General features: G+C 71.7%; 19 protein-coding genes and 1 pseudogene. 5 read left to right on the top strand and 15 right to left on the bottom strand.

Annotation, left to right across the window (positions count from 1 at the left end; translation table 11 throughout):
* Window positions 1–17 precede the first annotated feature (17 nt).
* The 3 genes from ACIBU0_RS04265 to ACIBU0_RS04255 form a co-directional block, all read right to left on the bottom strand.
* Entirely contained in the window at window positions 18–1,082 is a 1,065-nt protein-coding gene (locus ACIBU0_RS04265; protein WP_398811356.1) for a DUF2510 domain-containing protein, read from the bottom strand.
* Between the two features lie 75 nt (window positions 1,083–1,157).
* Entirely contained in the window at window positions 1,158–2,312 is a 1,155-nt protein-coding gene (locus tag ACIBU0_RS04260) for an anhydro-N-acetylmuramic acid kinase (protein ID WP_398811353.1), read from the bottom strand.
* A 4-nt stretch (window positions 2,313–2,316) separates the two neighbouring features.
* Entirely contained in the window at window positions 2,317–3,630 is a 1,314-nt protein-coding gene (locus ACIBU0_RS04255) for an MFS transporter (RefSeq protein WP_398811351.1), read from the bottom strand.
* A gap of 207 nt (window positions 3,631–3,837) precedes the next feature.
* Here ACIBU0_RS04255 and ACIBU0_RS04250 point away from each other — a divergent pair.
* Window positions 3,838–6,513 (top strand): annotated as a pseudogene (locus ACIBU0_RS04250) (ATP-binding protein).
* Window positions 6,514–6,519: 6 nt separating this feature from the next.
* Here the strand turns inward: ACIBU0_RS04250 and ACIBU0_RS04245 are convergent.
* From ACIBU0_RS04245 to ACIBU0_RS04210, 8 genes are all read right to left on the bottom strand, one after another.
* Complete coding sequence (locus ACIBU0_RS04245) at window positions 6,520–7,311, bottom strand: SDR family NAD(P)-dependent oxidoreductase (protein WP_398811348.1); 792 nt, start codon at window positions 7,309–7,311, stop codon at window positions 6,520–6,522.
* A gap of 64 nt (window positions 7,312–7,375) precedes the next feature.
* Window positions 7,376–8,488: a 3-oxoadipate enol-lactonase gene (gene pcaD, locus ACIBU0_RS04240; protein WP_398811345.1), complete on the bottom strand. Its 1,113-nt coding sequence runs from the start codon at window positions 8,486–8,488 to the stop codon at window positions 7,376–7,378.
* Window positions 8,485–9,804 carry a 3-carboxy-cis,cis-muconate cycloisomerase gene (gene pcaB, locus ACIBU0_RS04235; RefSeq protein WP_398811342.1) on the bottom strand — a complete coding sequence of 440 codons (1,320 nt, stop codon included), beginning with the start codon at window positions 9,802–9,804 and terminating at the stop codon, window positions 8,485–8,487. The genes pcaD and pcaB overlap by 4 nt, the downstream gene beginning before the upstream one ends.
* Window positions 9,801–10,406 (bottom strand): protocatechuate 3,4-dioxygenase subunit alpha, encoded by a 606-nt coding sequence (gene pcaG, locus ACIBU0_RS04230; RefSeq protein WP_398811339.1) that lies wholly within the window; start codon window positions 10,404–10,406, stop codon window positions 9,801–9,803. The genes pcaB and pcaG overlap by 4 nt, the downstream gene beginning before the upstream one ends.
* A gap of 6 nt (window positions 10,407–10,412) precedes the next feature.
* Window positions 10,413–11,186, bottom strand: a complete 774-nt coding sequence (pcaH, locus tag ACIBU0_RS04225; protein WP_398811336.1) for a protocatechuate 3,4-dioxygenase subunit beta — start codon at window positions 11,184–11,186, stop codon at window positions 10,413–10,415.
* Window positions 11,187–11,231: 45 nt separating this feature from the next.
* The gene (locus ACIBU0_RS04220) at window positions 11,232–12,434 is read right to left on the bottom strand and encodes a thiolase family protein (protein ID WP_398811334.1); all 1,203 of its coding nucleotides are present in this window, start codon (window positions 12,432–12,434) and stop codon (window positions 11,232–11,234) included.
* Window positions 12,431–13,075, bottom strand: a complete 645-nt coding sequence (locus ACIBU0_RS04215; protein WP_398811331.1) for a CoA transferase subunit B — start codon at window positions 13,073–13,075, stop codon at window positions 12,431–12,433. Before ACIBU0_RS04215 ends, ACIBU0_RS04220 begins: the two co-directional genes overlap by 4 nt.
* Window positions 13,075–13,830, bottom strand: coding sequence for a CoA transferase subunit A (locus tag ACIBU0_RS04210; protein WP_398811328.1), 756 nt, complete (start codon window positions 13,828–13,830; stop codon window positions 13,075–13,077). Before ACIBU0_RS04210 ends, ACIBU0_RS04215 begins: the two co-directional genes overlap by 1 nt.
* A 212-nt stretch (window positions 13,831–14,042) precedes the next feature.
* Between ACIBU0_RS04210 and ACIBU0_RS04205 the strand changes: the two genes are divergently transcribed.
* Window positions 14,043–14,507, top strand: coding sequence for a MarR family winged helix-turn-helix transcriptional regulator (locus ACIBU0_RS04205; RefSeq protein WP_398811326.1), 465 nt, complete (start codon window positions 14,043–14,045; stop codon window positions 14,505–14,507).
* A gap of 31 nt (window positions 14,508–14,538) precedes the next feature.
* Here ACIBU0_RS04205 and ACIBU0_RS04200 read toward each other — a convergent pair whose 3' ends face one another.
* A complete protein-coding gene (locus ACIBU0_RS04200) occupies window positions 14,539–15,546 on the bottom strand; it encodes a DUF3048 domain-containing protein (RefSeq protein ID WP_398811323.1) in 1,008 nt (335 codons plus the stop codon).
* Between the two features lie 236 nt (window positions 15,547–15,782).
* Here ACIBU0_RS04200 and ACIBU0_RS04195 point away from each other — a divergent pair, with 236 nt between their 5' ends.
* Window positions 15,783–16,973 (top strand): zinc-dependent alcohol dehydrogenase, encoded by a 1,191-nt coding sequence (locus ACIBU0_RS04195; RefSeq protein WP_398811320.1) that lies wholly within the window; start codon window positions 15,783–15,785, stop codon window positions 16,971–16,973.
* Between the two features lie 24 nt (window positions 16,974–16,997).
* Here ACIBU0_RS04195 and ACIBU0_RS04190 read toward each other — a convergent pair whose 3' ends face one another.
* Window positions 16,998–18,068 (bottom strand): ATP-dependent DNA ligase, encoded by a 1,071-nt coding sequence (locus tag ACIBU0_RS04190; protein ID WP_398811317.1) that lies wholly within the window; start codon window positions 18,066–18,068, stop codon window positions 16,998–17,000.
* A 104-nt stretch (window positions 18,069–18,172) separates the two neighbouring features.
* On the opposite strand from ACIBU0_RS04190, the gene ACIBU0_RS04185 reads away from it, so the two are divergent.
* Both ACIBU0_RS04185 and ligD read left to right on the top strand, forming a co-directional pair.
* Window positions 18,173–18,427: a hypothetical protein gene (locus ACIBU0_RS04185; protein ID WP_398811315.1), complete on the top strand. Its 255-nt coding sequence runs from the start codon at window positions 18,173–18,175 to the stop codon at window positions 18,425–18,427.
* A gap of 77 nt (window positions 18,428–18,504) precedes the next feature.
* Window positions 18,505–19,572: a non-homologous end-joining DNA ligase gene (gene ligD, locus ACIBU0_RS04180; protein WP_398811312.1), complete on the top strand. Its 1,068-nt coding sequence runs from the start codon at window positions 18,505–18,507 to the stop codon at window positions 19,570–19,572.
* Here the strand turns inward: ligD and ACIBU0_RS04175 are convergent.
* The gene (locus ACIBU0_RS04175) at window positions 19,559–21,769 is read right to left on the bottom strand and encodes an OmpL47-type beta-barrel domain-containing protein (RefSeq protein WP_398811309.1); all 2,211 of its coding nucleotides are present in this window, start codon (window positions 21,767–21,769) and stop codon (window positions 19,559–19,561) included. The two genes, ligD and ACIBU0_RS04175, sit on opposite strands and share 14 nt — an antisense overlap.
* Entirely contained in the window at window positions 21,769–24,258 is a 2,490-nt protein-coding gene (locus ACIBU0_RS04170) for a ThuA domain-containing protein (RefSeq protein WP_398811306.1), read from the bottom strand. The genes ACIBU0_RS04175 and ACIBU0_RS04170 overlap by 1 nt, the downstream gene beginning before the upstream one ends.
* Between the last annotated feature and the right edge of the window lie 43 nt (window positions 24,259–24,301).

The raw sequence follows: 24,301 nt of genomic DNA, 5'->3' as shown, positions 1-24,301 counted from the left end.
GGCGCCGGGAACGCGGCTCAGACGTCCTGGCCGTTGCCGCCGCCCGTGGACACCTTGATGCCCTTGGCGATCTCGTCGAGGACCGACTGCTCGCCGGCGTCGACGCCGAGGCGGACCACGACCATCTGCTGCTTATTGTGGGGCGAGGGGAAGGCGAGCGACTCGACATAGCCGTCGGCGCCCTTGCTCGTGACCGCCTTCCAGCGGACCATGTAGCCCTTCTGCCCGGCCACGGTCACCGGCTTGGACGCCAGTACCTCGTGCGAGGTGATCTTTCCGTATCCCTTGCCGTAGGACTCGTCGGCGTTCGCCGCGATGTCCGCCTTGGCGATCTCCTCGGCCGTGTCGCCCTTGGTGCGCAGCGCCAGCGCGGGCGCGGAGTAGGCGCCGCCCTTCATGCAGGTCTGGGAGGTGTCGGAGGGGCACTTGTAGGTCTTGTCCGAGGCCACCTGTGCGCCCCACCTGATCTGCTGTCCGTACCAGCCGTCCGGGATGGGGATGCTGATCCCGTTCACGGGGTCGGTCACGGCGCCGCTGTCCACCTTCGGCGCCTCGGACTCGTCGGGGGACGGCGACTGCCCGCCGGACCCGCCGTTGCCCCCGGAACCGCCGCCGTTGCCGCCACCGGAGTCACCGAAGGGCCCGCCCTGGCCGCCTTGTCCACCCGGCCCGCCCGGGCCCTGCCGGGAGTCGGCACTGCCGCCGCCCGCGCCGTCGTCGGCGGCCAGCGCGTACACGCCGACACCGATGCTCGCGAGGACGACCGCGGCCACTCCCACGGCTATGCCCGTGCGCAGACCGCGCCGCCCGCGGGACTGCGGCTCGCCGGGATACCCCGGATGCACCGGATATGCGTAAGGGGCCGCGTCGGCCGGTGACTGCAGCACCTCCGCGGGCTGCGCTCCGCCGGCCGCCGGCTGCCCGTGATCCGCCGGCTGGCCCGGAGGCTCCCACGCGGCGGCCGACCCCGCGGGCCGGACCTGGTCCGTCCATGCCTTGCCGTCCCACCAGCGCTCGGTGGGCGGACCGTCACTTTTCCGGCCGGGGTCGGGGTACCAGCCGGGAGGAGTCACCTGCGTCATACGCCCACCGTATGAGGTCTCGGTGAAAGCCGGATGAGAGGATCCGGTCCCCGCGGGCACGGATTTCGGCCGACGTCACTCCAGAACGAGCCGCACCGGTCGCTCCCGTGCGGGCGGGGGCAGCCGTAGCCCGTGCCGGCCCGGGGTGATCGAGCCGAGCACGCGGGTGTGTCGGGCGCCGGTGGCCGTCGGCTCGGTGCCCGCCAGTCCGTGCACGGTCAGAAACCCCAGCACGGCGAAGGCGTACGCCTCCTTCGCGGCCGCCGGCAGCCCCAGGGCGTCGGAGGTACGCAGCGCCACCCCCGGCAGCCGCTGCCCGAGCATGCGCATCAGCACCGGGTTGCGCGTTCCGCCACCCGAGGCGATCACCTCCGTCGCGCCCACCGAGCGCACGGCGTCGGCGACCGTCCGTGCCGTGAGCATGGTGAGGGTGGCGACGACGTCCTCGGCGGGCAGCGTCCCGACCCCGGCCAGCGCGTCCGTCAGCCGGCCGAGGTGGAACAGCTCCTTGCCGGTCGTCTTGGGTGCGGGCAGCGCGTAGTACGGCTCCTCCAGCAGCCGTCGCAGCAGCGGCTCATGGACCTCGCCGCGACCGGCCAGCGCACCGTCCACGTCGTACACCAGCCGCCCGCCGCTGAACCCGCGCGCCGCAGCGTCGATCAGCGCACAGCCCGGCCCGGTGTCGAAGGCGGTGCCGTCCGGCGCGGTGAGGTTGGCGATGCCGCCGAGGTTGAGGGCGACCGGCGTACCCGGACGCCCGCGCAGCCACAGCAGGTCGACCAGGCTGACCAGCGGTGCACCCTGGCCGCCGGCGGCGATGTCGCGCGGCCGGAAGTCGGCGACCACGGGCAGCCCGGTCGCCTCGGCGATCCACGCCGGCTGCCCGAGCTGCAACGTGCCGTACACCTGCCCGTCCTCGGCCCAGTGGAACACGGTCTGTCCGTGCGAGGCCACCCACTCCGCCCGCCCGTCGCACAGTTCCCGGTCCGCCCGCACGGCCGCCGCCGCGAAGGCCTGCCCGATCCGGGTGTCGAGCCGGCACACCTCGGCCATCGAGGTCGTCCCGGGCGGCAGCGCCGCCGCGAGCTCCTCCCGCAGCGCGTCGTCGTACGCCTCGCTCACCAGCCCCAGCGGCTTCAGCACGAGGCTGTCGCCGACGAGACCCAGGTCGGCGGCGGCCGCGTCGATCGCGTCGTACGACGTGCCCGACATCAGGCCGATCACCCGCATGTGCTCACCTCGCTCTTCCGCCAGGAGCCTTGTCCGGGGCCTCGGAGGCCTTGCCCCCGGCCTTTGGGGTCGTGGCCAGCGCGAGGACGCTCACCGCGCAGGTCGCCGCCGCATAGTACGCGGGGATGTCCACGCTCCCGGTCCGTTCGATCGTCTCCGTGATGATGAGCCCGGCGCAGCCCGAGAACACCGCATTGGACAGCGCGTAGGCGAGTCCCAGCCCCGTGTACCGCACGTTCGTCGGGAACAGCTCGGCGAGCATCGCCGGGCCGGGCCCCGCCAGCAGCCCCACGACGGCACCCGCGCCCCACACTGCCGCACCTTTCACGGTGAGGGAAACGCCCGGGTCCTGAAGAAGGTTGAGCAGCGGCACCGCGAGGACCACCACCAGCACGGCCCCCGTCAGCATCACCGGCCGCCGGCCGAACCGGTCGCTGAGCAGGCCGGCCGGGAGGATGGTCAGCGCGAACCCCAGGTTGGCCAGGACCGTGGCGATCAGCGCCTGCTGGAACGACGCGTCGAGCGTCGACTGCAGATAGGACGGCAGCACGACCAGGAAGGTGTACCCGGCCGCCGCCCACCCCATGATCCGCCCGGCGCCCAGCGCGATCGCCCCCACGACCGCGCGCCCGGGCGGCCGCTCGGCCTCCCGCTCCTCCCGGAACGCCGGCGTCTCGTCAAGCCTCAGCCGCAGCCACAGGGCACCCAGCCCCAGCGGCAGCGTCAGCAGGAACGGCAACCGCCATCCCCAGTCGCCCAGCTGATCCTCCGTCAGCACAGTGGACAGCAGCGCCGCCGCCCCCGCACCGCCCAGCAGCCCCAGCGCCACCGTGAACGACTGCCACGCCCCGTACAGCCCACGCCGCCCCACTGGCGCGAACTCGGTCATCAGCGCCACCGCGCCCCCGAACTCCCCGCCCGCCGACAGCCCTTGAAGCGCCCTCAGGAACGTCAGCAGCCACGGGGCGAGGGCGCCGACGGTGGCGTACGTCGGCAGCGCGCCGATCAGTGTCGTCGCCCCGGTCATCAGCAGGATCACCACGATCAGCACCGGTCTGCGGCCGATGCGGTCGCCGAGCCGGCCGAACAGGGCCGCCCCGACGGGCCGGAAGAAGAACGCCAGCGCGAACGACGCGTACGTCCTCACCAGCGCCTCGGCCTCGCCGCCGCCCTCCGGTGTGAAGAACCGCGCCGCGATGATCGTCGCGAAGTAGCCGTAGACACCGAACTCGTACCACTCGATGAAGTTGCCCACCGAACCCGCGACCAGGGCCCTGCGGGACCGGACCGTTCCCTTTCCATGGATCGTCAGCGTCATGCCCCAGCCTCTCGACTGCCGGTGCCCATATTGGATTTTGACTGTTCGTAAGTTCTGCCGACGCAGGTCGCGGGCCCTGCGCGTCGCCCGCCCGCACCCGCTTTCACCCATCACGGCAACAGCTGCCCGGACCGGCCTCCACTCAGTCAGTGCGACGGCTACGCTCGAGCTCTGTACGTCGTTCGGGCGACTTGGGGAGGGAGCGGGATGACGCAGGTACGGCCCACACCGGCCGCCTCGGCCTCGCTGTGGGAGCGCGACGAGGAACTCGCCGCCGTCGAGCGGGCCCTCGACACCCTGTGCGCCGACGAGTCCTCCGCCGGCAGCCTCCTGGTGCTGCGGGGCGAGGCGGGACTCGGCAAGACCGCGCTGCTGGCCGAGACACGCCGCATCGCCGAGGCACGCAACTGCGCGGTGTGGTCCGCCCGCGGCAGCGAGACCCTCAGGTCCGTCCCCTTCAACGTGGTACGGCAGCTGCTGCAGCCGGCGCTGCTGTCGCTGATGCCGGAAGAGGCACGCGAATACCTCGGCGACTGGTACGACATCGCCGGCCCCGCCCTCGGCATCACGGACCCCGGCGAGCGCCAGGCCGACCCGCAGGGCGTGTGCGACGGCCTGGTCGCCGCCGTACGCCGGCTCGCGCGGCGCGACTGGCCGCTGGTGCTGCTGATCGACGACGCCCACTGGGCCGACCAGGAGACCCTGCGCTGGCTCGCCGCTTTCGCCGAACGCCTCGACGACCTGAACGTCCTCGTCATGGTGGCCCGCCGCCCCGGCGAGGTCAGCGGCGACAGCGCCCGCCACCTCGACGCGGTCGCCGCCGCGGGATCCTCCGTCGCCAGCCTGAGCGCCCTCACCCCGGAGGCCACCGCCGGCCTCACCCGCGCCACCCTCGGCGCGCACGCCGACGCGCCCTTCTGCCGTGAGGTCTGGGCCGTGACCGGCGGCAACCCGTACGAGACCGTCGAACTCCTCGCCAAAGTGCAGGACAGCGAGTTCGAGCCGACCGAGTCCGCGGCCGGCGAGCTGCGCGCCCTGAACCGCTCGGCGCGCGGCGGCGGCCTCGTCGCCCGCCTGGAGACACTCGGCATCGAGGCCACCCGGTTCGCCTGGGCGGCCGCGATCCTCGGCACCGGCATCTCGGTCGACCTGGTGGCCGAACTCGCCACCATGAGCCTCGACGACGCCGTGCGCTGCGCCGACCTGCTGCGCACCGCCCGCATCCTCACCGAGCCCGACCCGGCGGGCGTCCAACCGGACGACGGCGAGCTGCAGTTCGTCCACCCGCTGATCGCCACCGCCGTCTACAACTCCATCCCCGACGCCCTGCGCACCGCGATGCACGGCATCGCCGCCCGCGTCGTCACCGACAACGGCCACAGTGCCGCGGTCGCCGCCCGCCACCTCCTCGAGGTCCACCCGGACAGCGACGAGGAACTCGTCGAGCAACTGCGCGAGGCCGCCCGCGAACACCTCGCCGTCGGCGCGCCCGACGCGGCCCGCCGCTGCCTGGAGCGCGCCCTGGTGGAGCCGCCCCTGCCCGAGGTCCACGCGCGTGTGCTCTACGAACTGGGCTGCGTCACCCTGCTCACCGCGCCCGCCACCACCGTCGACCACCTCCAGACCGCGCTCGCCATGCCCGGCCTGGACGGCGACGAACGCGTCGCCGCCGTCCACCGCCTCTCCCAGGCCCTGCTCCACAACGACCAGCTGGAGGAGGCCGTCCGCACCGTCGAGGCGGAGGCCGCCCGGCAGCCGGCCGGACCCGCCAAGCTGCGGCTCCAGGCGGTGCAGTTCATGTGGGAGGGCATCCACGCGGGCGAGGCCACCTCCCCGGGACGCTCCGCCCGCCTCGCCGATCTCGCCAGAACCTGCACCGGCCGCGACAACTCCGAGCGCGCCCTGCTCATCCTGCGCGGCTTCGACGCCATGGCCCGCGGCGAGAACTCCGAGGAGGTCGTCGAGCTGTGCGACCGCGCCCTCGTCAACGGCCGCCTCGCGCCCGGACTCGGCTGGACCGACCCGGAGTGGGGCCTGGAGCTGCCGATGATGCTGGCCAGCTCCTACGCCTACACCGACCGGCTCGACCGGGCCGAAACCCTCTACAACGAGGGACTGCGCGCCTACGAGTCCGCAGGCTGGAGCGGCGGCCACCTCGCCCTGGCCCACGCCTACGTCGGCCTCGCCCTCCGCAGGCGCGGCCGGCTCCGCGAGGCCGAGGCGTCCCTGCGCAAGTCGCTGGCGCTCGCCGAACGCGTCGGCCGCCGGCTGCCGCTGCACTGGTCCGCGACCTGCAACCTCGTCGACACCCTGCTCGCCCGCGGCCATGTCGACCAGGCGTGGGAGGTCGCCGAGGAGTACGGCTTCGCCCCGCCCTACCCGTCCACCATCGTCCTGCCCGACCCGCGCTCGGTCCGCGGCCGCCTCCTCCTCGCGGTCGGCCGCACCAAGGACGGCATCAACGAACTGGAGGCGGCGGAGAAGGCGGCGGCCGTGCGCGGCCACCACAACCCGGTCCTGGTCCCGTGGGCCGTCGACCTGGCCCGCGCTCTCGCGAGCGAGGACCCCGAGCGCGCCGCCCGGCTCGCCACCGACGTCCGCCGCCACGCCGAGCGCTTCGGCACCGACACCGCCATCGGCGAGGCCCTGCGGTGCGCTGCCGCGCTGGAGACCGGCCAGCGCGCGGTACGCCTCGCCGAGTAGGCGGTCACCTATCTGGAGGCCTCGCCCTGCCAGTACGAACACGCGGCCGCCCGCGTCGAGTACGCCATCGCGGCCCGCTCGGCCGCGGAGCTGCACCGGGGTCTGACGCTGGCGCGGTCGTGCGGGGCGGACGGGCTGGTGGCGCAGGGGGAGGCGGTGTTGCTCTCGGGCGTGGTGTGAGACGGGTCAGAGGGCCAGCAGCTGATCGGTGACCGCGGCCAGCCGCCCCCGCACCTCGGGGTCGTACGTCCCCTCGTGCGCCCGCGCCGGACGCGTGCCGTCGAAGTACCGGCCCGTGCCCAGATCCCGGGTGGCCAGGGCCAGGACGCCGGGAGCGCCGTCGGCGACCGTGTTCCAGGGCGTGATCCCGCCCTCCCGGACCATCGTCGTGTCCATGAAGGTGGCCGGGTGCAGGACGTTCACCGAGACGCCGGTGCCGGCCAGCTCCTCGGCCAGGGTGAACGTATGGGCGGCGAGCGCGAACTTGGCGCGGCGGTACGCCGAGACACCGCTGTAGCCGCGGGTCAGCTCGGGGTCGTCGAAGTCCAGGGGCTCCTGTCCGGCCGAGCCGACGTTCACGATCCGCGCGGGCGCGTTCGCGCGCAGGACCGGGAGCAGGGCGCGGGTCAGCGCGACCGGCGCCAAGTAGTCGACCGCGAGGCGCAGTTCGTGTCCGTCGGCGCTCAGCTCACGGCCCGCGTCGGGCGAACCGAAGCCCAGCCCCGCATTGTTGATCAGTACATCGAGCTCGGGACATGCCCCGGCGACGTGTGACGCCAGCTGACGCACCTGTCCCAGCGAGGCCAGATCGGCGACGAACCCCTCGGCCTCACCCTCGGCCCGCAGCTCCTCGACGAGCCGCTCCGTGCGTCCGGCGTCCCGCCCGTGCGCGAGCACGCGGTGCCCGGAGCGGACCAGCTCGAAGGCCACGTACCGGCCGAGCCCCGAGGTGGCACCCGTGATCAGAATCGTCGACATGCCTCCACCGTAGGCACGCGGTGGAGGCATGTGCGAGATGCTGCCGGCGCTATGACCGGCAGGGTCACCCTTCCTCTTCCGCGAGCACCCGCTGGGCCGCCGCGAACGCCGAGTTCGCCGCCGGGACCCCGCAGTACACGGCCGTCTGCAGCAGCACCGCCCCGATCTCCTCCGGCGTCAGACCGTTGCGCCGCGCCGCCCGGACATGCATGGCCAGCTCGTCGTGATGGCCGTGCGCGACCAGGGCCGTCAGGGTGATCATGCTGCGCTCGCGGCGGGTGAGCGTCGGGTCGGTCCAGATCTCGCCCCAGGCGTAGCGCGAGATGAAGTCCTGGAAGCGCGCGGTGAACGCGGTCTGCCGGGCCTGCGCCCGGTCGACGTGGTCGTCGCCGAGCACCTCGCGCCGCACTGCCATGCCCCGCTCGGCGCCCCCGTTCAGGTGCGCCCGCAGCGCCGTCAGCACGGCCTGCGGACACTGGGCGGGCGCCAGGTGCGAGGCACCCGGGAGCTCGACGAGGGCGGCACCGGGCACGGCGTCCGCGATCTCCCGCAGATGCGCGGGCGGGGTGGCCGGATCCTCGCGCCCGGCGATCAGCAGGGTCGGTACCGCGATCTCCGTCAGCCGGTCCCGCAGGTCGAACGCGGCCAGGGCGTCACAGCAGGCGGCGTACGCGTCCGGATCGGCGTCACGGTGATCGGCGACCAGCTCCGGCACGGTGAAGCCGGGCGTGAACCAGCGGGCGTTCGCGCTGTGCGCCAGCTCCGCCAGCCCCTCGCGCCGCACCAGCGCGGCCCGCTCCTCCCACGGCCCGGAACCGTTGAAGTGCGCCGACGAACAGATCACGGCCAGCGAGGAGACCCGCTCCGGATGGTGCACCGCGAGATGCAGCCCCACCGCACCGCCGAGCGACACACCCGCGTACGCGAACCGCTCGACACCGAGCGAGTCGGCGAGCGCGAGCACCAGACGGGCGAGGTCGCCGACCGTCGCGCCCTCAGTGATGAGATCAGCCGCCGAACCGCCGTGCCCCGGCAGATCCCAGCGGACCACGCGATGGGTGACCGACAGCTCGGGCGCGACCTTGTCCCACAGGGCGTACGACGTGCCGAGCGACGGTCCGAGCAGCAGCGGGGGCGCGGCCGCGGGCCCTTCGGCACGGTGGTTGAGGAGATTCAACGTCGCTCCAGAGCACGGTCGGTGAGGGCTCCCGCGGAGCCGGTGTAGTGGGTGGGGTCGAGGTCCACGTCCGCCAGCTCGGGTGCGGAGTCGAGCGGGCGCCCCTCCGATGCCAGCCGGGTGAGCAGTTCCTTGGCGCGGGCACGGCCCAGCACGGGGGCGAGCTCGGCGGAGAGCCGCTCGGAGACGATCAACCCGTGGGTGAGATACAGGTGTTCCCGCATGACAGCGGGCCTGACGCGCAGCCCCTCGGCCAGCTCGACGGCGTCCCGGGCGGCCCCGCCCACCAGTCGCAGCAGGTCCCGCAGTGGTTCCCACTCGGCGTGCCAGGCTCCGGCCGGCCGCTCGTCCTCCGCGGCCAGCGACCCGTACAGCGTCGCCGCGAGCTGGGGCGCCCGCCGTGCCGCGGAGGCGATCAGGGTGGACCGTACGGGATTGGACTTGTGCGGCATGGCGGACGACTCCCCGCCGCTGCCCTCCGCGACCTCGGCGATCTCGGTGCGGGAAAGGGTGAGGACGTCCACGGCGAGCTTGCCGAGCGCGCCCGCCGTGAAGGCCAGGCACCCGGCGAGGTCGGCGATCGGAGTGCGCAGGGTGTGCCAGGGCAGGTCGGGTGCCCGGAGGCCGAGTTCACCGGCGTACGCCGCCGGCAGCTCGGTCGGATCGCTCGCGCCGTACGCCCCGAAGGCTGCCAAGGTCCCCGCCGCACCGCCGAGTTGGACGGGCAGCGAGTCCCGTACGGCCATCACCCGGTCCCGCGCGTCGAGTACCAGCGCCCGCCATCCGGCCGCCTTCAGCCCGAACGTCGTCGGTACGGCGTGCTGCGTGAGCGTCCGCCCCGGCAGCGCGGTGTCGCGGTGCTCGGTGGCCAGTACCGCCAGTGCGCGCTCCGTGCGGCCGAGGTCGCCGAGGATCAGGTCGAGCGTGCGCACGGCGACCAGCATCGTCGCCGTGTCCATGATGTCCTGGCTGGTGGCGCCCCGGTGCACATAGGGGCCGTACGCGTCGCCGACCGCCTTCGTCAGCTCCGCGACCAGGGGGATGACCGGGTTGCCGCCCGACCGCGCCCGTTCGGCGAGGGACCGCACGTTGAAGGGGTGGTTGTCGGCCGCCTCGGTCACCGCCGTCGCCGCCTCGGCCGGGGCGAGCCCCAGCGCCCACTGGGCCCGGGTCAGCGCGGCCTCCGCGTCGAGCAGCGCCCGCAGACAGGCGGCGTCACTCGTCGCGGCCGCGGCGGGGGAGCCCGTCCACCCCGGGGCGAGCAGGCCGGTGTCGGCCTCGGGTCCGGATTCGGCCCTTTCGGCAGGTGGTGTCACTGGAACTCCAGGAAGACCGTCTCGCCTTCGCCCTGAAGGCGGATGTCGAAACGGTAGGTGTCCGCGCGCTCCTTCCGCGCGATCAGTGTGCCGCGCCGCTCCGGCGCCACCCGGGAGAGCAGCGGATCGGCCGCGAGTGCCGCCTCGTCGCCCGGCAGATAGATCCGGGTGAACAGATGCACCAGCAGCCCGCGAGCGAAGACGCACACGCTGATGTACGGCGCGCTCCGCCCCCGCGCCCCCGGCCGCAGCGTCCGCGCCGTCCAGTGGCCGCCCGCGTCGGTCTGGATGCGGCCCCAGCCGGTGAACTCCACGCCGTTGCGGCCCAGGAAGCCGCCGCTCGCCGGGTCGCGTCGCATCGAGCCGTCGACCTGGGGGACATTGCCGTCCGGGTCGGCGCCCCACAGCTCCACGAAGGCGTCCGGGAGCGGGTTGCCCTCACCGTCGAGGACGTACCCCTGCAGCGTGATGGTGTCCGGGTGGCCCACGGGCGCGATGTCACCGCCGCCGGGGAACGGCAGGGCGTGCCCGTAGAAGGGGCCGACCGTGTGCGACGGCGTGGGGAGCACGGTCTCCGGGCGGCTTGTGTCGATCTTCGTCATGGCAGGTCAGCGTCCCTCTTCGAGCCAGGTGGCGTGCGGTCCGTCGAGCACGATGTCCCAGTGGTAGCCCATCGAGAACTCCGGCACCGACAGGCTGTGGTCGTACGTCGCGACCAGCCGCTGCCGGGCGGCGTCGTCCGTCACGGACTGGATGATCGGGTCGTACGGGAACAGCGGGTCGTTCGGGAAGTACATCTGCGTCACCAGGCGTTGCGTGAACGCCGTACCGAAGAGCGAGAAGTGGATGTGGGCCGGCCGCCACGCGTTGACGTGCTGGCGCCACGGGTACGGGCCGGGCTGGACGGTGGTGAAGTGGTACTGGCCGTCGTCGTCCGTCAGCGTGCGGCCGACGCCCGTGAAGTTCGGGTCCAGCGGCGCGTCGTGCTGCTCGCGCTGGTGCGCGTAGCGGCCGGCCGAGTTCGCCTGCCAGATCTCGATCAGCTGGCCGCGGATCGGGCGGCCGTCGCGGTCCAGGAGGCGGCCGGAGACGGTGATGCGCTCACCGATCGGCTCGCCGTTGTGCTGCCGGGTGAGGTCGTTGTCGATCTCGGTGATGTCCCGCTCCCCGAAGGCGGGGGAGGACAGCTCCACCAGCTCCGGGTCCTTGGTGACGTCGATGGCGATCGGCGGCTGCTCGGGGTGGCGCAGGACCGAGGAGCGGTACGGGGCGTAGTCGCGGCGCGGGTGGTGCTCGACGGGGGCGCCGTCGGCGATCCGCTTCTCGTACGCGGCGCGCTCGGCCGCGATCTCCTGGTCGATGTCGTGCTGGGTGAGAGTCATGGGGGTCCCTGGGGCTTCCTGGGTGTTCGTGACGCCTGCGTGTTCTTACCGTTCGAGGACGAGGGCCAGGCCCTGGCCGACGCCGATGCAGAGGGTGGCGACGCCGATTCCGCCGCCCTTGCGGGCGAGTTGATGGGCGACGGTGCCGGCGAGGCGGGCACCGGAGGCGCCGAGCGGGTGGCCGAGGGCGATGGCGCCGCCCTGCGGGTTGAGGACCGCCGGGTCGAACTCGGGCCATTCGGCGACACAGCCCAGGACCTGGGCGGCGAAGGCCTCGTTCAGTTCGAGGACCGAGAGGTCGCCGAACTCCTTGCCCGCCTTGGCGAGGGCCCGGTTGACGGCCTCGACGGGCGCGAGGCCGAACCAGTGCGGGTCGAGGGCGTTGACGCCGGTGGCCGAGATCCGGGCGAGGGGCTCGCGGCCGGTGGCCTTCAGGCCTTCCTCGTCCGTCAGCAGCAGGGCCGCGGCGCCGTCGTTGAGCGGTGAGGCGTTGCCCGCGGTGACGGTTCCGTTCTCCTTGCGGAAGGACGGCCCCAGCCTGGCCATCGCCTCCAGCGAGGCATCGGGCCGTACGCATTCGTCGGCGCCGAAGACCACCGGATCGCCCCTGCGCTGCGGGATCGACACGGGCGCGAGCTCGGCGTCGAACAGGTCCTCCGCCTGTGCCTTGGCGGCCTTCTGGTGACTGCGCAGGGCGAACTCGTCCTGCTGCTCGCGGCTGATCTTGTGCTTCTCGGCGATGAGCTCGGCCGACTCGCCCAGCGGGACGGTCCACTGCGGCTCCATCCGCGGGTTGACCATGCGCCAGCCGAGGGTGGTCGAGTACAGCTCGGCGTGCCCGGCGGGGAACGGCTTGTCGGACTTGGGCAGCACGTACGGCGCCCGCGTCATCGACTCCACCCCGCCGGCCACGGCGATGGAGGCGTCGCCGACCGCGATGGCGCGGGCCGCCTGGATCACCGCCTCCAGGCCGGAGGCGCACAGCCGGTTGACGGTCACCCCGGGCACGGACGTGGGCAGGCCGGCGAGCAGCGCGGCCATGCGGGCGACGTTGCGGTTCTCCTCCCCGGCGCCGTTGGCGTTGCCGAAGTAGACGTCCTCGATCCGGGAGGGGTCCAGGTCGGGCGTACGGCCGAGGAGTTCCCGCAGGGCGTGGGCGGCCAGGTCGTCCGGGCGCACGCCCGCCAGGCCGCCGCTGTAGCGGCCGATCGGGGTGCGGACGGCGTCGACGAGGTAGACGGTGTTCACAGCAGGCCCTCCACGACGGTGAGCTTGGCGTCGGTCTTGGCGGTGATCTCGTCGACGCTCACACCGGGCGCCGTCTCTACGAGCACCAGGCCGTCGGCGGTGACGTCCAGGACGCCGAGGTCGGTGATGATCCGGTTCACGCACGCCTTGCCGGTGAGCGGCAGGGCGCACTCGGAGAGGATCTTCGTCGAGCCGTCCTTGGCCGTGTGGGTCATGACGACGATGACCGTGCGGGCGCCGTGCACCAGGTCCATCGCCCCGCCGATCCCGGTGATCATCTTCCCGGGGATCGCCCAGTTGGCCAGGTCGCCCTTCTCGGACACCTGCATGGCCCCGAGCACGGCCACGTCGATGTGCCCGCCCCGGATCATCGAGAACGACAGCGCCGAGTCGAAGAAGGACGCGCCCGGCAGCACCGTGACGGTCTCCTTGCCGGCGTTGATCAGGTCCGGGTCGACCTGGTCCTCGGTGGGGTAGGGGCCGGTGCCGAGGATGCCGTTCTCGGATTCCAGGACGACCTCGACGCCCTCGGGGAGGTAGTTCGGGATCAGGGTCGGCAGGCCGATGCCGAGGTTGACGTACTGGCCGTCCTGAAGCTCGCGTGCGGCCCGGGCGGCCATCTCCTCACGTGTCCAGGCCATCAGCTGCTCACCGTCCGCTGCTCGATCTTCTTGTCCGCCGCCTGCTCCGGGCTGAGCGCGACGACCCGCTGCACGAAGATGCCCGGCAGGTGCACCGCGTCCGGATCGATGTCGCCCGGTTCGACGAGTTCCTCCACCTCGGCGATCGTCACCCGGCCGGCCATCGCGGCCAGCGGGTTGAAGTTGCGGGCGGACTTGTTGAAGACCAGGTTCCCGTGCCGGTCGCCCTTCGCGGCCCGTACCAGCGCGAAGTCGGTGCGGATCCCGTGCTCCAGCACATACTCGGTGCCGTCGAACTCCCGCACCTCCTTCGGAGGGGAGGCGAGCGCGACCCCGCCTGAGCCGTCGTAGCGCCACGGAAGTCCGCCCTCGGCGACCTGGGTGCCGACTCCGGCCGGCGTGTAGAAGGCCGGGATGCCCGCCCCGCCGGCGCGCAGCCGCTCGGCCAGCGTGCCCTGCGGGATCATCTCGACCTCCAGCTCACCGGCCAGGTACTGGCGGGCGAACTCCTTGTTCGCGCCGATGTAGGAGCCGGTCACCCGGGCGATCCGCCCCGCGGCGAGCAGCACCGCGAGACCGGACTCCATCGCCCCGCAGTTGTTGGAGACCACGCTCAAGCCGCTGACCCCCCGCTCGTACAGGGCCTGGATCAGCACGTTCGGCACGCCGCTGAGCCCGAAACCGCCCACCGCGAGCGATGCGCCGTCCGGCACATCGGCCACCGCCTCACCGGCCGTGGCGACCACCTTGTCCATCCGTGAAGCCCCATCCCGTCCGAGCGCCCGGTCAACCAGTTAATCAGGGCACTGAGCATTTCGGTGAAGTTTCCTTCACGCTGTCACTTGTGGGGTGAAGCGTCAAGGCCCTGGAGAAAGGCGAGATCGGTGGGGGTGCGGGCGTGCAGACACATGTGGTCCCGGCGGGTATCGTTCAGTGCACGGATGAATTGACCCCCTCAGGAGTGCACATGGCCGCCGTGGACCTCACCACCCACCCCGGGCATCTGGCCCGGCGGCTCCAGCAGGCGCACTACCTGCTCTGGAACACGATGGTCTCCGAGGAGATCACCTCGCCCCAGTTCGCCGTCCTCAACACGCTTGTCGCCGAACCGGGCCTGGACCAGCGGACGGTGGGGGAGCGGGTCGGGCTCGACCGGTCCACCATCGCCGAGGTGATCAGCCGGCTCGGCCGCCGCGGGCTGCTCGACAAGGTCCGCGACCCGCAGGACGGCCGCCGCTTCCTGCTGCGTCTCACGGACGAGGGACTGCGTACGCACAAGAAGCTGACCGTGCGCACGGCCCGTATGAACCAGGTCTTCCTCGCCCCCCTCTCCGCCGACGAGCAGACGCTGTTCTTCGACCTGATCCGCCGGGTCGCGGACGCGGCCGAGGGGCTCCGCAACCCGGCGGAACCCCTCGTCGGACAACCCTGAGCGCCCGTCGGCCGCTCTTCGCCCGGAACGCTCAGCGTGCCGGGGCCAGCACGACCCACACCTGGCCGTGCTGGAACTTCATCGGCTTGCCGTCCCGGGTGGTGAACGTCGTGCCGCCCGAGGCCTTCGGGCGCTTCCAGGTCACGCCGTCGTAGGCGAGTCCGTCGCGCAGCACGGTCGCCTTCCCCGAGCCCACCGTCTGGCTGTACGGGGTGTGTTTGCCGGTGGCGTCATGGAACGGGGACTTGCGCACCTTCACGTACTGCACGACGACCGTCCCGGCCGTCATCGGCTTCTTGTCCGTCGTCATGGCGGCCTTGCCGTCCATGGTGATCAGCCAGCGGTTCTGGCTCCTGGACCAGCTGAAGGCGTACCGGGCCGCATCGAAGCTCACCGTCCGCAAGGCTGTGGCCTTGCCGCCCGCGGGGGCGGCGCCGAAGAGGAAGCCGGTCGTCAGGACGTTCGTGCCCGGGGCGACGGGCATCAGCCGGCGGGGTCGCAGGTAGAGGTTGTGCGGGGAGCGCCTGGTCGTGCTGCGGAAGTAGGCGCTGGAGCCCTTGCCCGGGGGCTCCGCCTGCAGCGGTGCCTTGTCGATGAGCGGCAGGAGCTTGCTCTGGGCCCCGGAGAACGCGAGGATCGGCCGCTCGAACTGGCGCAACAGCTCCAAGTCGGTCTCGCGGGCGCTGCGCACCGGCCCGACGACCTTCGGCACCTTCTGCGCGTACACGGCCATCAGACGGCTGAGCCCGCCTTCGACCTGCTCGACGTACACGATGTCCGCCTCGTTCAGACCCGTGTGCGGCCGCGCGGCACGGACGTTGTCGATCTTCACGGCGAGGACCGATTCGCGGTTCTCCGGGCTGGTGCTCCCACTCGGCGCCGATGGCTGCTCCTGGCCCCGGCCGTCGTCGCGGCCGTCGTCGCGCGCGCCGTCGGACGTCGTGCAGCCGGCCGCCAGGGAAGCGGTCAGCACGGCGGCCACCAGCGCCGCCATCGTCGTGGCGCGTCTCGGCCGCGCCCCTCGTTTCCTGCCCACCATGGTCACCCGCCACCACCCGTCCGGTCTGTGTCGCTAATTGTGCGCTTATCAGTTCATAGGTGCACATACCCCTTGAGTGCCTGCCGCGTGCGTGAATCCGCCGATCGGCCCATGCCCGGGACGGCCGGCCCGTGGGATGTGCCGGGGCCCGGCCCGGCGGTTCGGCGGGGGAGCGCCGGGGTACCCGGCGCCCACCGTACGAGCGGACGCACACGTGACGGAGGGAGCGCGGGGCGATGAGGGCAGTGACCTGGCAGGGCAAGCGGGACGTCCGCGTGGAGAACGTGCCGGACCCGCAGATCCAGGAGCCGACGGACGCGGTCATCCGTGTCACATCCACCGGGCTGTGCGGCTCCGACCTGCATCTCTACGAGGTGCTCACCCCGTTCATGACCCCGGGCGACATCCTCGGTCACGAACCGATCGGCATCGTCGAGGAGGTCGGCGCCGGGGTGATGGACCTGCAGGCCGGCGACCGGGTCGTGGTGCCCTTCCAGATCGCTTGCGGCGACTGCTGGATGTGCCTGACCGGCCTGCCGACCCAGTGCGAGACCACCCAGGTCACCGGCGAGGGCATGGGCGCCGCCCTGTTCGGCTACACCCGCCTGTACGGCTCCGTGCCGGGCGCCCAGGCCGAGTATCTGCGGGTCCCGCAGGCGCAGTTCGGTCCGATCAAGATCCCGGAAGGGCCGCCCGACGACCGGTTCGTCTATCTCTCCGACGTCCTGCCCACCGCCTGGCAGGCGGTCCGCTACGCCGAGATCCCCGAGGGCGGCAGCATCGCCGTGCTCGGCCTCGGCCCCATCGGCGACATGGCCTGCCGGATCGCCCAGGTGCGGGGCGCCGGGCGGGTGTTCGGCGTGGACCTGGTCCCCGAGCGGCTGCAGCGGGCGCGCGAGCGGGGCGTCGAGACGTTCGACCTGCGGTCCTTCGACGACGAGAAGGAACTCGTCGCCGCGATTCGCGACCAGACCGACGGCCGCGGTCCCGACGCCGTGATCGACGCGGTCGGCACCGAGGCCCACGGCAGCGCGGTGGCCCGCCTGGTGCAGAACACCTCCGCCCTGCTGCCGCGCAAGCTGAGCGGCCCGATGGCCGAGCGCTTCAGCGTCGACCGGCTCGCCGCCCTCCATACCGCCATCGACCTGGTACGGCGCGGCGGCACCATCTCACTGTCCGGCGTGTACGGCGGCACGGCCGACCCGCTGCCGCTGCTGACCCTGTTCGACAAGCAGATCCAGATCCGCATGGGCCAGGCCAACGTGCGCCGCTGGACCGACGACATCCTGCCGTACCTGACGGACGAGGACCCCCTGGGCGTCGACGACTTCGCCACCCACCGCGTGCCGCTGAGCGACGCGCCGCACGCGTACGAGATGTTCCAGCGCAAGCAGGAGGGCGCGATCAAGGTACTGATGAAGCCCTGACGCGGGGCTCGAAGCCCATGAGGCTCAGGCCTGCGGTGCGAAGATCTCCGCCAGGTCGTAGCGGACCGGCTCCTCCAACTGCGCGTACGTACAGCTCTCGGGCGTGCGGTCCGGGCGCCAGCGGCGGAATCGCGCCGTGTGCCGGAAGCGCACGCCGTTCTCCATGTGGTCGTACGCCACCTCCGCCACCCGCTCCGGCCGCAGCGGCACCCAGGACAGGTCCTTCTTGCCCGACCAGCGGCTCGGCGCGCCCGGCAGCCGGGCCGTCTCATGAGCCGCCTCGTCGGACCAGGCCGCCCACGGATGCCCCGCGACCTCCTCCATGCGCAGCGGCTCCAGCTCCTCGACCAGCTCGGCGCGCCGCTTCATGGGGAACGCCGCCGACACGCCCACGTGCTGCAGGGCGCCCCGGTCGTCGTACAGGCCGAGCAGCAGGGAGCCCACGACCGGCCCGCTCTTGTGCAGCCGGTAGCCCGCGACGACGACGTCCGCCGTCCGCTCGTGCTTGATCTTGAACATGGCGCGCTCGTCCTGGAGATAGCGCAGGCCGAGCGGTTTGGCGATCACCCCGTCCAGACCGGCCCCCTCGTACTGCTCGAACCATCCCTCGGCCGTCTCGATGTCGGTCGTCGCCGGCGCCACATGCACCGGCGCCGTCACCCCGGACAACGCCATCGTGAGCAATGCCCGCCGGTCCGCCAGCGGGGTCTGCATCAGCGACTCGTCCGCCAGCGCCAGCAGATCGAAGGCCACGAACGACGCCGGGGTCTTCTCGGCCAGCATCCGCACCCGGGAGTCGGCCGGATGGATGCGCTCGGTCAGCGCGTCGAAGTCCAGCCGCCCCTCACGCGCGATGACGATCTCCCCGTCCAGCACGCACCGCTCGGGCAACCGCTCCTTCAGCCCCGCCACCAGCTCGGGAAAGTACCTGGTCAGCGGCTTTCCCGTACGGCTGCCCAGCTCGACCTCGTCCCCGTCGCGGAACACGATCGCCCGGAACCCGTCCCACTTCGCCTCGTACTGCATGCCCGGCGGGATCTTCGCGACCGACTTGGCGAGCATCGGCTTCACGGGCGGCATCACCGGCAGGTCCATGCTCCGACTGTACGAGTCGTCCCTGGTGTCCGCGCGCTTGAGCGCCTCAGTCGATCAGTGGTGCTCAGGGAGCGCTGTGCGGCACGATCATGCAGGGTGTCCCCATGAACATCCAGGTGGACACGCAGATGAATACGCGGTTGGACCGGCCGAAGAGGCACCGTCTGCCGCTGCGCACGGTCAGCGTCGCCTTGGTCATCGCCGTGGCGGGAGGGGTGGGGACGGCCGTATCCGCCGTGGCCGCGCCGTTCGCCCGTCAGGACGCCGCGAAGACCACGGTCGGCCAGTCGAGCCCGCGCGGAGACCAGGTCACCGACCACTGCCTCCTCACCGTCGGACTTCCCGTGTGCTTGGGATGAGCCTCGGCGATCGCCACCGCAGACGCCCCTGACCGCCCGGTGTGCGAGGTATGCCCGCTGCGCCTACCGTGGCTCGCATGGGCGAAGCGGTGGAACTTCAGGCCGGGGGCAGAACCGTGCGCCTGTCCAACCCGGGCAAGATCTTCTTCCCGGAGCGCGGCTTCACCAAGCTGGACCTCGCCCGGTACTACATCGCCGTAGGACCCGGCATCCTGCGCGCCCTGCGCGACCGCCCCACCACCCTGGAGCGCTACCCGGACGGCGTGACCGGCGAGTGGTTCTTCCAGAAGCGGGCGCCCAAGAACATGCCCGACTGGATCCCCACCGCCCACATCACCTTCCCCAGCGGCCGCAGCGCCGACGAGATGTGCCCCACCGAGGAGGCCGCCGTCCTGTGGGCCGCCCAGTACGGCACCCTCACCTTCCACCCCTGGCCGGTGCGCCGCGCCGACGTCGACCGCCCCGACGAACTGCGCATCGACCTCGACCCGCAACCCGGCACGGACTACGCCGACGCCGTGCGCGCCGCCCATGAACTACGGGGCGTGCTGGAGGAGTTCGGCGGGCTGCGCGGCTGGCCGAAGACGTCCGGCGGACGCGGGCTGCACGTCTTCGTGCCCATCGAGCCGCGCTGGACCTTCACCCAGGTGCGGCGGGCCGCGATCGCGATCGGCCGGGAGATGGAACGCCGGATGCCGGATCACGTGACCATCAAGTGGTGGAAGGAGGAGCGGGGCGAACGCATCTTCATCGACTACAACCAGACGGCCCGCGACCGCACGATCGCCTCCGCCTATTCCGTACGACCGCGCCCGCACGCCCCGGTCTCGGCACCGCTGCGCTGGGAGGAGGTCGGCGAGGCAAATCCGCGGGACTTCGACATCGCGACGATGCCCGCGCGCTTCGCCGAACTCGGCGACGTGCACGCGGGCATGGACGAGCACCGCTTCTCCCTGGAGGCCCTGCTGGAGCTGGCCAACAAGGACGAACGCGACCACGGCCTCGGCGACCTGCCGTACCCGCCGGAGTACCCGAAGATGCCGGGGGAGCCCAAGCGGGTCCAGCCGAGCCGGGCCAAGAAGGCGGCGCCGAAGAAGGAGACGCCCCCGTCGGAGGCGCCTCCCCCGGAACCTACAGCTCCTTGATCCGGATGTCCCGGTACGAGATCACATCCGTCGTGCCGTGCACCTGGAGCCCGATGTAGCCGGAGGCGAACCGCCGCCCGTCCGTGCCCGGGTCGTCCGAGCGGGGCGGGGAGAACTCCTGGCCTGCGGTGTTGTCGAACTCATTGATCAGCACGCCGTTGCGGTAGACCGAGTAGTGCTGGTCGACCACGCGGATCTCGTAGTCGTTCCAGGTCCCCTTCTGCGTGACGCCGGCACCGGCGAGCCCCACACGGTCGAAGCCGTAGACCGAGCCCGTCTTGTACATGTCGCCGTCGGGCCGGTCGAACACCTGCACCTCGTGCCCGTACTTGATGGCGACCCACTCGGGACGCGACTCCTCGGGGTGGTCGTGGACCCACGGGAAGCGGACGAACACACCGGAGTTGGCATTCCCGGTGCCCGGGGCGTCGTCACGCCACTGGAGCTTGAGCGAGAAGTCGCCGTACTTGCGCTCCGGGAACCACAGCATGCCCAGGCCCTGCTTCACGGTGCCGCTGGTGATCGATCCGTCGCCGTTCGGCGCGAACGAACCGCCGCCCACGTGCTGCCACTTGGCGAAGGACTCCGCGCTGCCGTCGAGGATCGTGCGGTAGCCCTCGGTCTGGCCGGGCCTGCCGATCCCCGACTCGCGCGCGGCCTTGCGGATGGCGTTGTGCTCGCGCTGGTCGACGACCCCTTCCTTCAGGAGCTTGTCCAGGACCGCCGTGACGTGCTTGAGGAACAGCGCCTGGGACGTCCACTCCTTCTCGTCCTCGATCAACTCGTTGATCCGGCACCGGCTGTTGGTGAGCCGGTTCGGGACGCCCGAGTCGACCGTGCCGACGATCACCGTCAACCGCTCGTCGAACTCGGGGCAGTTGGGTGCCGGAACCTGACTGGACACCACCGTGAAGGTCACCGTGCGGGCCGCGGAGGTGTTGCCCGCCTTGTCCGTCGCCCGGTAGGCGAGGGTGTGCGTGCCCGCGCGGTCGACGATCACAGAAGTGCTGTATGCGATGTACGGTCCGCCGTCGATCGAGTACTCGATCCGGTCGACACCCGAGCCGCCCGCGTCGGTCGCCGTGACGGTCACCTTGGCGTTGCCGATGTACGCCCCGTCGGAGTTCTTCGTGCCCTCGACGGACACGCCCGTCACCGGCGGCGTCGTGTCCTGCGGAGGCGCCGCCACGACCGTGAACTGCACACTCTTCTCGGCGGAGACGTTCCCCGCCTTGTCGGCGGCCCGGTAACGCACCGTATGGGTCCCGGCCGCGTGCACCATCACGGGAGCGGTGTACGGCTGCCAGGCGCCGGAGCCGATCGCGTACTCGATCGTGTTGACGCCGGAACCGGTGTCGGAGGCGGAGACGGTGACCGTCGCCATGTCGATGTACGTCCCGTCGGGGTTCTGCTCGCCGCTGACCGTCGCCGACGTCTCCGGCGGGGTCGTGTCGTCGGTCTGCGGCGCGACGACCGTGAAGGCGACGCTCTTCTCCGCCGAGACGTTCCCCGCCTTGTCGAAGGCGCGGTAGCGGACCTTGTGGTCGCCGACCTGGTCGACCACGACCGGGGTGGTGTACGGCTGCCAGGTGCCCGCGTCGCCGAGTGCGTACTCGACGCGGTCGACTCCGGAACCGCCCTGGTCGTCCGTGGCGTGGATCGCCACGCTCGCCGAACCGACGTACTGCCCCTGTGTGTTCTGCGTCCCGCTGACGTGGGCCGACGCCTCGGGTGGCGTCGTGTCCTCGCCGCTGCCCTCGGTCACCACGAGGATGCCCTGCATCTGCCCGTGCCCGGGGATCGTGCAGTAGTAGCGGTAGCGGCCGGGGGTGAGCGTGACCTCCGCGGTGTGGCGGCCGCCCTGGTCGTCGTTCGGGTTGGCGAGGATGTTCAGCTGGACGTCGTTGTTGAACTCCGGATCGGAGGTGTCGAACGTCAGCGTGTGCGGCATTCCGGTGGTGTTGCCGGTCGCCGCGCTGTTCTCGAAGACGATCGTCGCCTGACCGGCCACCGCGGTCGCCGGCGCCGACGCGTACTTGGTGATGTCGTCGCCCGCGGTCCAGGTGAGCACCTGTGCGGCGGCCGCGGCCGGGGCGTCGGGCTGTCCGACGGCGACGGGCGCGGACTGCAGTCCCAGCATCACGAGCAGCACGGCCGACAAGGCCGTCCAGACTCTTCGTTGACGTCGTCGGCGCATCACCGGGCCCCTCCTCTCGCCAGCCGGTCGGCGGCCGGGGTCGGACCGCCGCCCGTGTAAGTGACCCGCCACAGCGCCGACTTGGCGTCCGAGGTGAAGAAGCCGCGGCCGTAGTCGAGCACGTACAGCGCACCGTCCGGACCGAACTTCCAGTCCATGAGGTTCTTGATGCCGTCGTTGCCGACCGGCACGATCTTCTTCAGCGACTCCGAGTGGACCGGCAGTCCGCCGTCACCCTGGGTCTTCGGGTCGGTGATCACCGCGTTGCGCGGCTGGTCGGCGTCGTAGAAGTCGCCGACGAACCACTTGCCGTCCCAGTACGCCGGCCACCTCACGTCACTCGCGATCGCCGTGTCGTAGCGGTAGACGGGTCCGTTCATCGCCGCCTGCCCGCCGCCCTTGAGCCACGGCAGCAGGTACTTCGACTCCTCCTGCTTGTACGACGGGACACCGTTCGCGTCGCGCGGGAAGTCGGGAGCGCCGCCCTGGGGCGAATACCAGATGTTGTTGCCGGTGACCGGCGGGAGGTTGACGAGGCCGTCGTTGTTCGGCGACTCGTTCTTCGGGTGGTCGCAGTCGTACCAGCCCAGGGGCTTCGTCGGATCCGGCAGATTGCGGTCCCGGTACGGCTGCTTGTTGCCCATGCAGTACGGCCAGCCCCGGTTGCTCGCCTTGGTGATGACCGCGAAGGTGTCGTACTTGGCCGGGCCCCATGTCGGGGAGGGTGCCGAGGCGTCCGGGCCCACCCAGCCCGCGTACAGGATGTCGGTCTTCCTGTCGACGAAGATGCGAGCGGGGTTCCTGACCCCCATCACATAGATCTCGCCGCGTGTCTTGCCGCCGCCCTCGTCGGTCTCCTTGCCGGTGAAGAGGTTCCCGGCCGGGATCGTGTACGTGCCGTCCGGCTCGGGATGGATGCGCAGGATCTTGCCGTTGAGGTTGTTGGTGTTGCCGGCGGTGCGGCGGGCGTCGGCGAAGGACACGCCCTTGTAGTCGGGCTGGGGGTTGTTGCCGGAGTAACCGTCGCTGAAGCGGCTGGAGTTGTTGTCGCCGGTCGCGATGTACAGGTTGCCCTTCGAGTCCCAGGTCATCCCGCCGCCCGCGTGGCAGCAACTGTGGATCTGCACCGGCCACTTGAGCAGCACCTTCTCACTGCTCAGGTCCAGCTTGTTCGTGGCGAGGTCGAGCGTGAACCGGGAGACGCGCCGCTCGGCCATCCGCGTGTCGCGGTTGATCTGCGAGTGCGGGGTGTAGTGCAGATACACCCAGCCGTTCTCCTCGAAGCGCGGGTCGAGCTCGATGCCGAGCAGCCCCTCCTCCACCTTGATCAGCTCGTCGCCGCCGCCCTTGTTGCCGAAGACCGTCAACGCCCCGGCCAGCGTGACCTTCTTGGTCTTCGGGTCATAGACGTGGATCTCGCCCTTGCCCTTGCCGACGTCCGGGTGGTTCCAGTCGGTGACCACCGGCTGGGAGGAGTCGGCGCCGCCCCGGCCGATGTACAGCACGCGGCCGTCGGGCGCGGTGACCAGGCCGTGCGGCTCGCCGATCTGGTCGTTCCGGCCCGGCTGGTTGGGCTGGGTGAGGCGTTCGGCCTTGTAGTTGCCGGTGATGGTGGCCTTGCAGTCGGCCTGGACGAGCCGGGTCGTCCACAGCAGGGCACCGCGCAGGTGCGTACGGAAGTCGGTCTCGTCGTACGACGACACCGTGCCGCCCATGCCGGTGTAGAAGGAGCGGCCGCCGTCGTAGTCACGGCACCAACTGACCGGGTGGTCCCAGCCGTTGGCGCTCGACCCCGGCTGGTAGGACGACTCCCGTACCCGGGCGACCGTATGCACGGTGCCGGACGGGTTCTTCACCCAGTTCAGCCACTTGTCCGGCCGCTTCCACTGCAACGGCAGTTCCTTGGTGGCCGGATGCAGCCGGTCGCCGACCTCGACGACGGCCCGCTGCGCGGTCGTCGGCCCGCCGGCCGCGGGGCGGGCGCCGACGAGGCCGGTGAACCAGTCCGAGTAGGGCTCGGCGCGGGCCGCGTCATGGATGCCGACGAAACCGCCGCCCGCCTCCATGTAGGCCTCCAGGCCCGCCTCTTGCTCGGGGTCCAGGACATCGCCGCCGCCGGTGAGGAAGACGATCGCGTTGAAGCGGCCGAGCGTCGTCTCGTCGGTGAAGACCGTGGCGTCGTTCGTGGCCTCGACCTTGAAGCGCTGGTCGGCGGGGCCGGACAGGCCGATCTTCTCGATCGCCTCGATCCCGGCGTTCACCAGCGGCGACTCATCGCCTGCGGCCGCGGATCCGTAGAAGATCAGCACCCGTACGTTCGCGCCGCCCGGCGGCGACTTCACGGACATCGTTGTCAGGGGCGGGTCCGGAGCCGGGCGCGCGCTGGCGGCGGGACCGGAGAGCAGCCCTGCCGCGACAACCCCGGCGGCAACGGTGGCCGCCCAGGCGCGTCTCCTTCTCCTTCTCGTGCTCAACCCTCGTAAGTGCATGGGCACCTCCTCGGTCACAGCAACAGCGCCAAGGAAGTTAGAC

This window comes from Streptomyces sp. NPDC049627 (assembly GCF_044465645.1).
GTDB lineage: Bacteria > Actinomycetota > Actinomycetes > Streptomycetales > Streptomycetaceae > Streptomyces.
Note: the sequence above shows the minus strand (reverse complement) of the source record. Positions and strands in the feature narration are given on the sequence as shown.

Coding starts and splice junctions, on each gene's coding strand:
- ACIBU0_RS04190 (WP_398811317.1), bottom strand. CDS start 18,068: ATGGACCTGCCGGTGATGCCGCCCGTGAAGCCGATGCTCGCCAAGTCG.
- ACIBU0_RS04260 (WP_398811353.1), bottom strand. CDS start 2,312: ATGCGGGTGATCGGCCTGATGTCGGGCACGTCGTACGACGCGATCGAC.
- ACIBU0_RS04175 (WP_398811309.1), bottom strand. CDS start 21,769: ATGCGCCGACGACGTCAACGAAGAGTCTGGACGGCCTTGTCGGCCGTG.
- ACIBU0_RS04170 (WP_398811306.1), bottom strand. CDS start 24,258: ATGCACTTACGAGGGTTGAGCACGAGAAGGAGAAGGAGACGCGCCTGG.
- ACIBU0_RS04265 (WP_398811356.1), bottom strand. CDS start 1,082: ATGACGCAGGTGACTCCTCCCGGCTGGTACCCCGACCCCGGCCGGAAA.
- ACIBU0_RS04255 (WP_398811351.1), bottom strand. CDS start 3,630: ATGACGCTGACGATCCATGGAAAGGGAACGGTCCGGTCCCGCAGGGCC.
- ligD (WP_398811312.1), top strand. CDS start 18,505: ATGGGCGAAGCGGTGGAACTTCAGGCCGGGGGCAGAACCGTGCGCCTG.
- ACIBU0_RS04215 (WP_398811331.1), bottom strand. CDS start 13,075: ATGGCCTGGACACGTGAGGAGATGGCCGCCCGGGCCGCACGCGAGCTT.
- ACIBU0_RS04210 (WP_398811328.1), bottom strand. CDS start 13,830: ATGGACAAGGTGGTCGCCACGGCCGGTGAGGCGGTGGCCGATGTGCCG.
- ACIBU0_RS04200 (WP_398811323.1), bottom strand. CDS start 15,546: ATGGTGGGCAGGAAACGAGGGGCGCGGCCGAGACGCGCCACGACGATG.
- ACIBU0_RS04245 (WP_398811348.1), bottom strand. CDS start 7,311: ATGTCGACGATTCTGATCACGGGTGCCACCTCGGGGCTCGGCCGGTAC.
- pcaH (WP_398811336.1), bottom strand. CDS start 11,186: ATGACTCTCACCCAGCACGACATCGACCAGGAGATCGCGGCCGAGCGC.
- ACIBU0_RS04205 (WP_398811326.1), top strand. CDS start 14,043: ATGGCCGCCGTGGACCTCACCACCCACCCCGGGCATCTGGCCCGGCGG.
- ACIBU0_RS04195 (WP_398811320.1), top strand. CDS start 15,783: ATGAGGGCAGTGACCTGGCAGGGCAAGCGGGACGTCCGCGTGGAGAAC.
- pcaG (WP_398811339.1), bottom strand. CDS start 10,406: ATGACGAAGATCGACACAAGCCGCCCGGAGACCGTGCTCCCCACGCCG.
- ACIBU0_RS04185 (WP_398811315.1), top strand. CDS start 18,173: ATGAACATCCAGGTGGACACGCAGATGAATACGCGGTTGGACCGGCCG.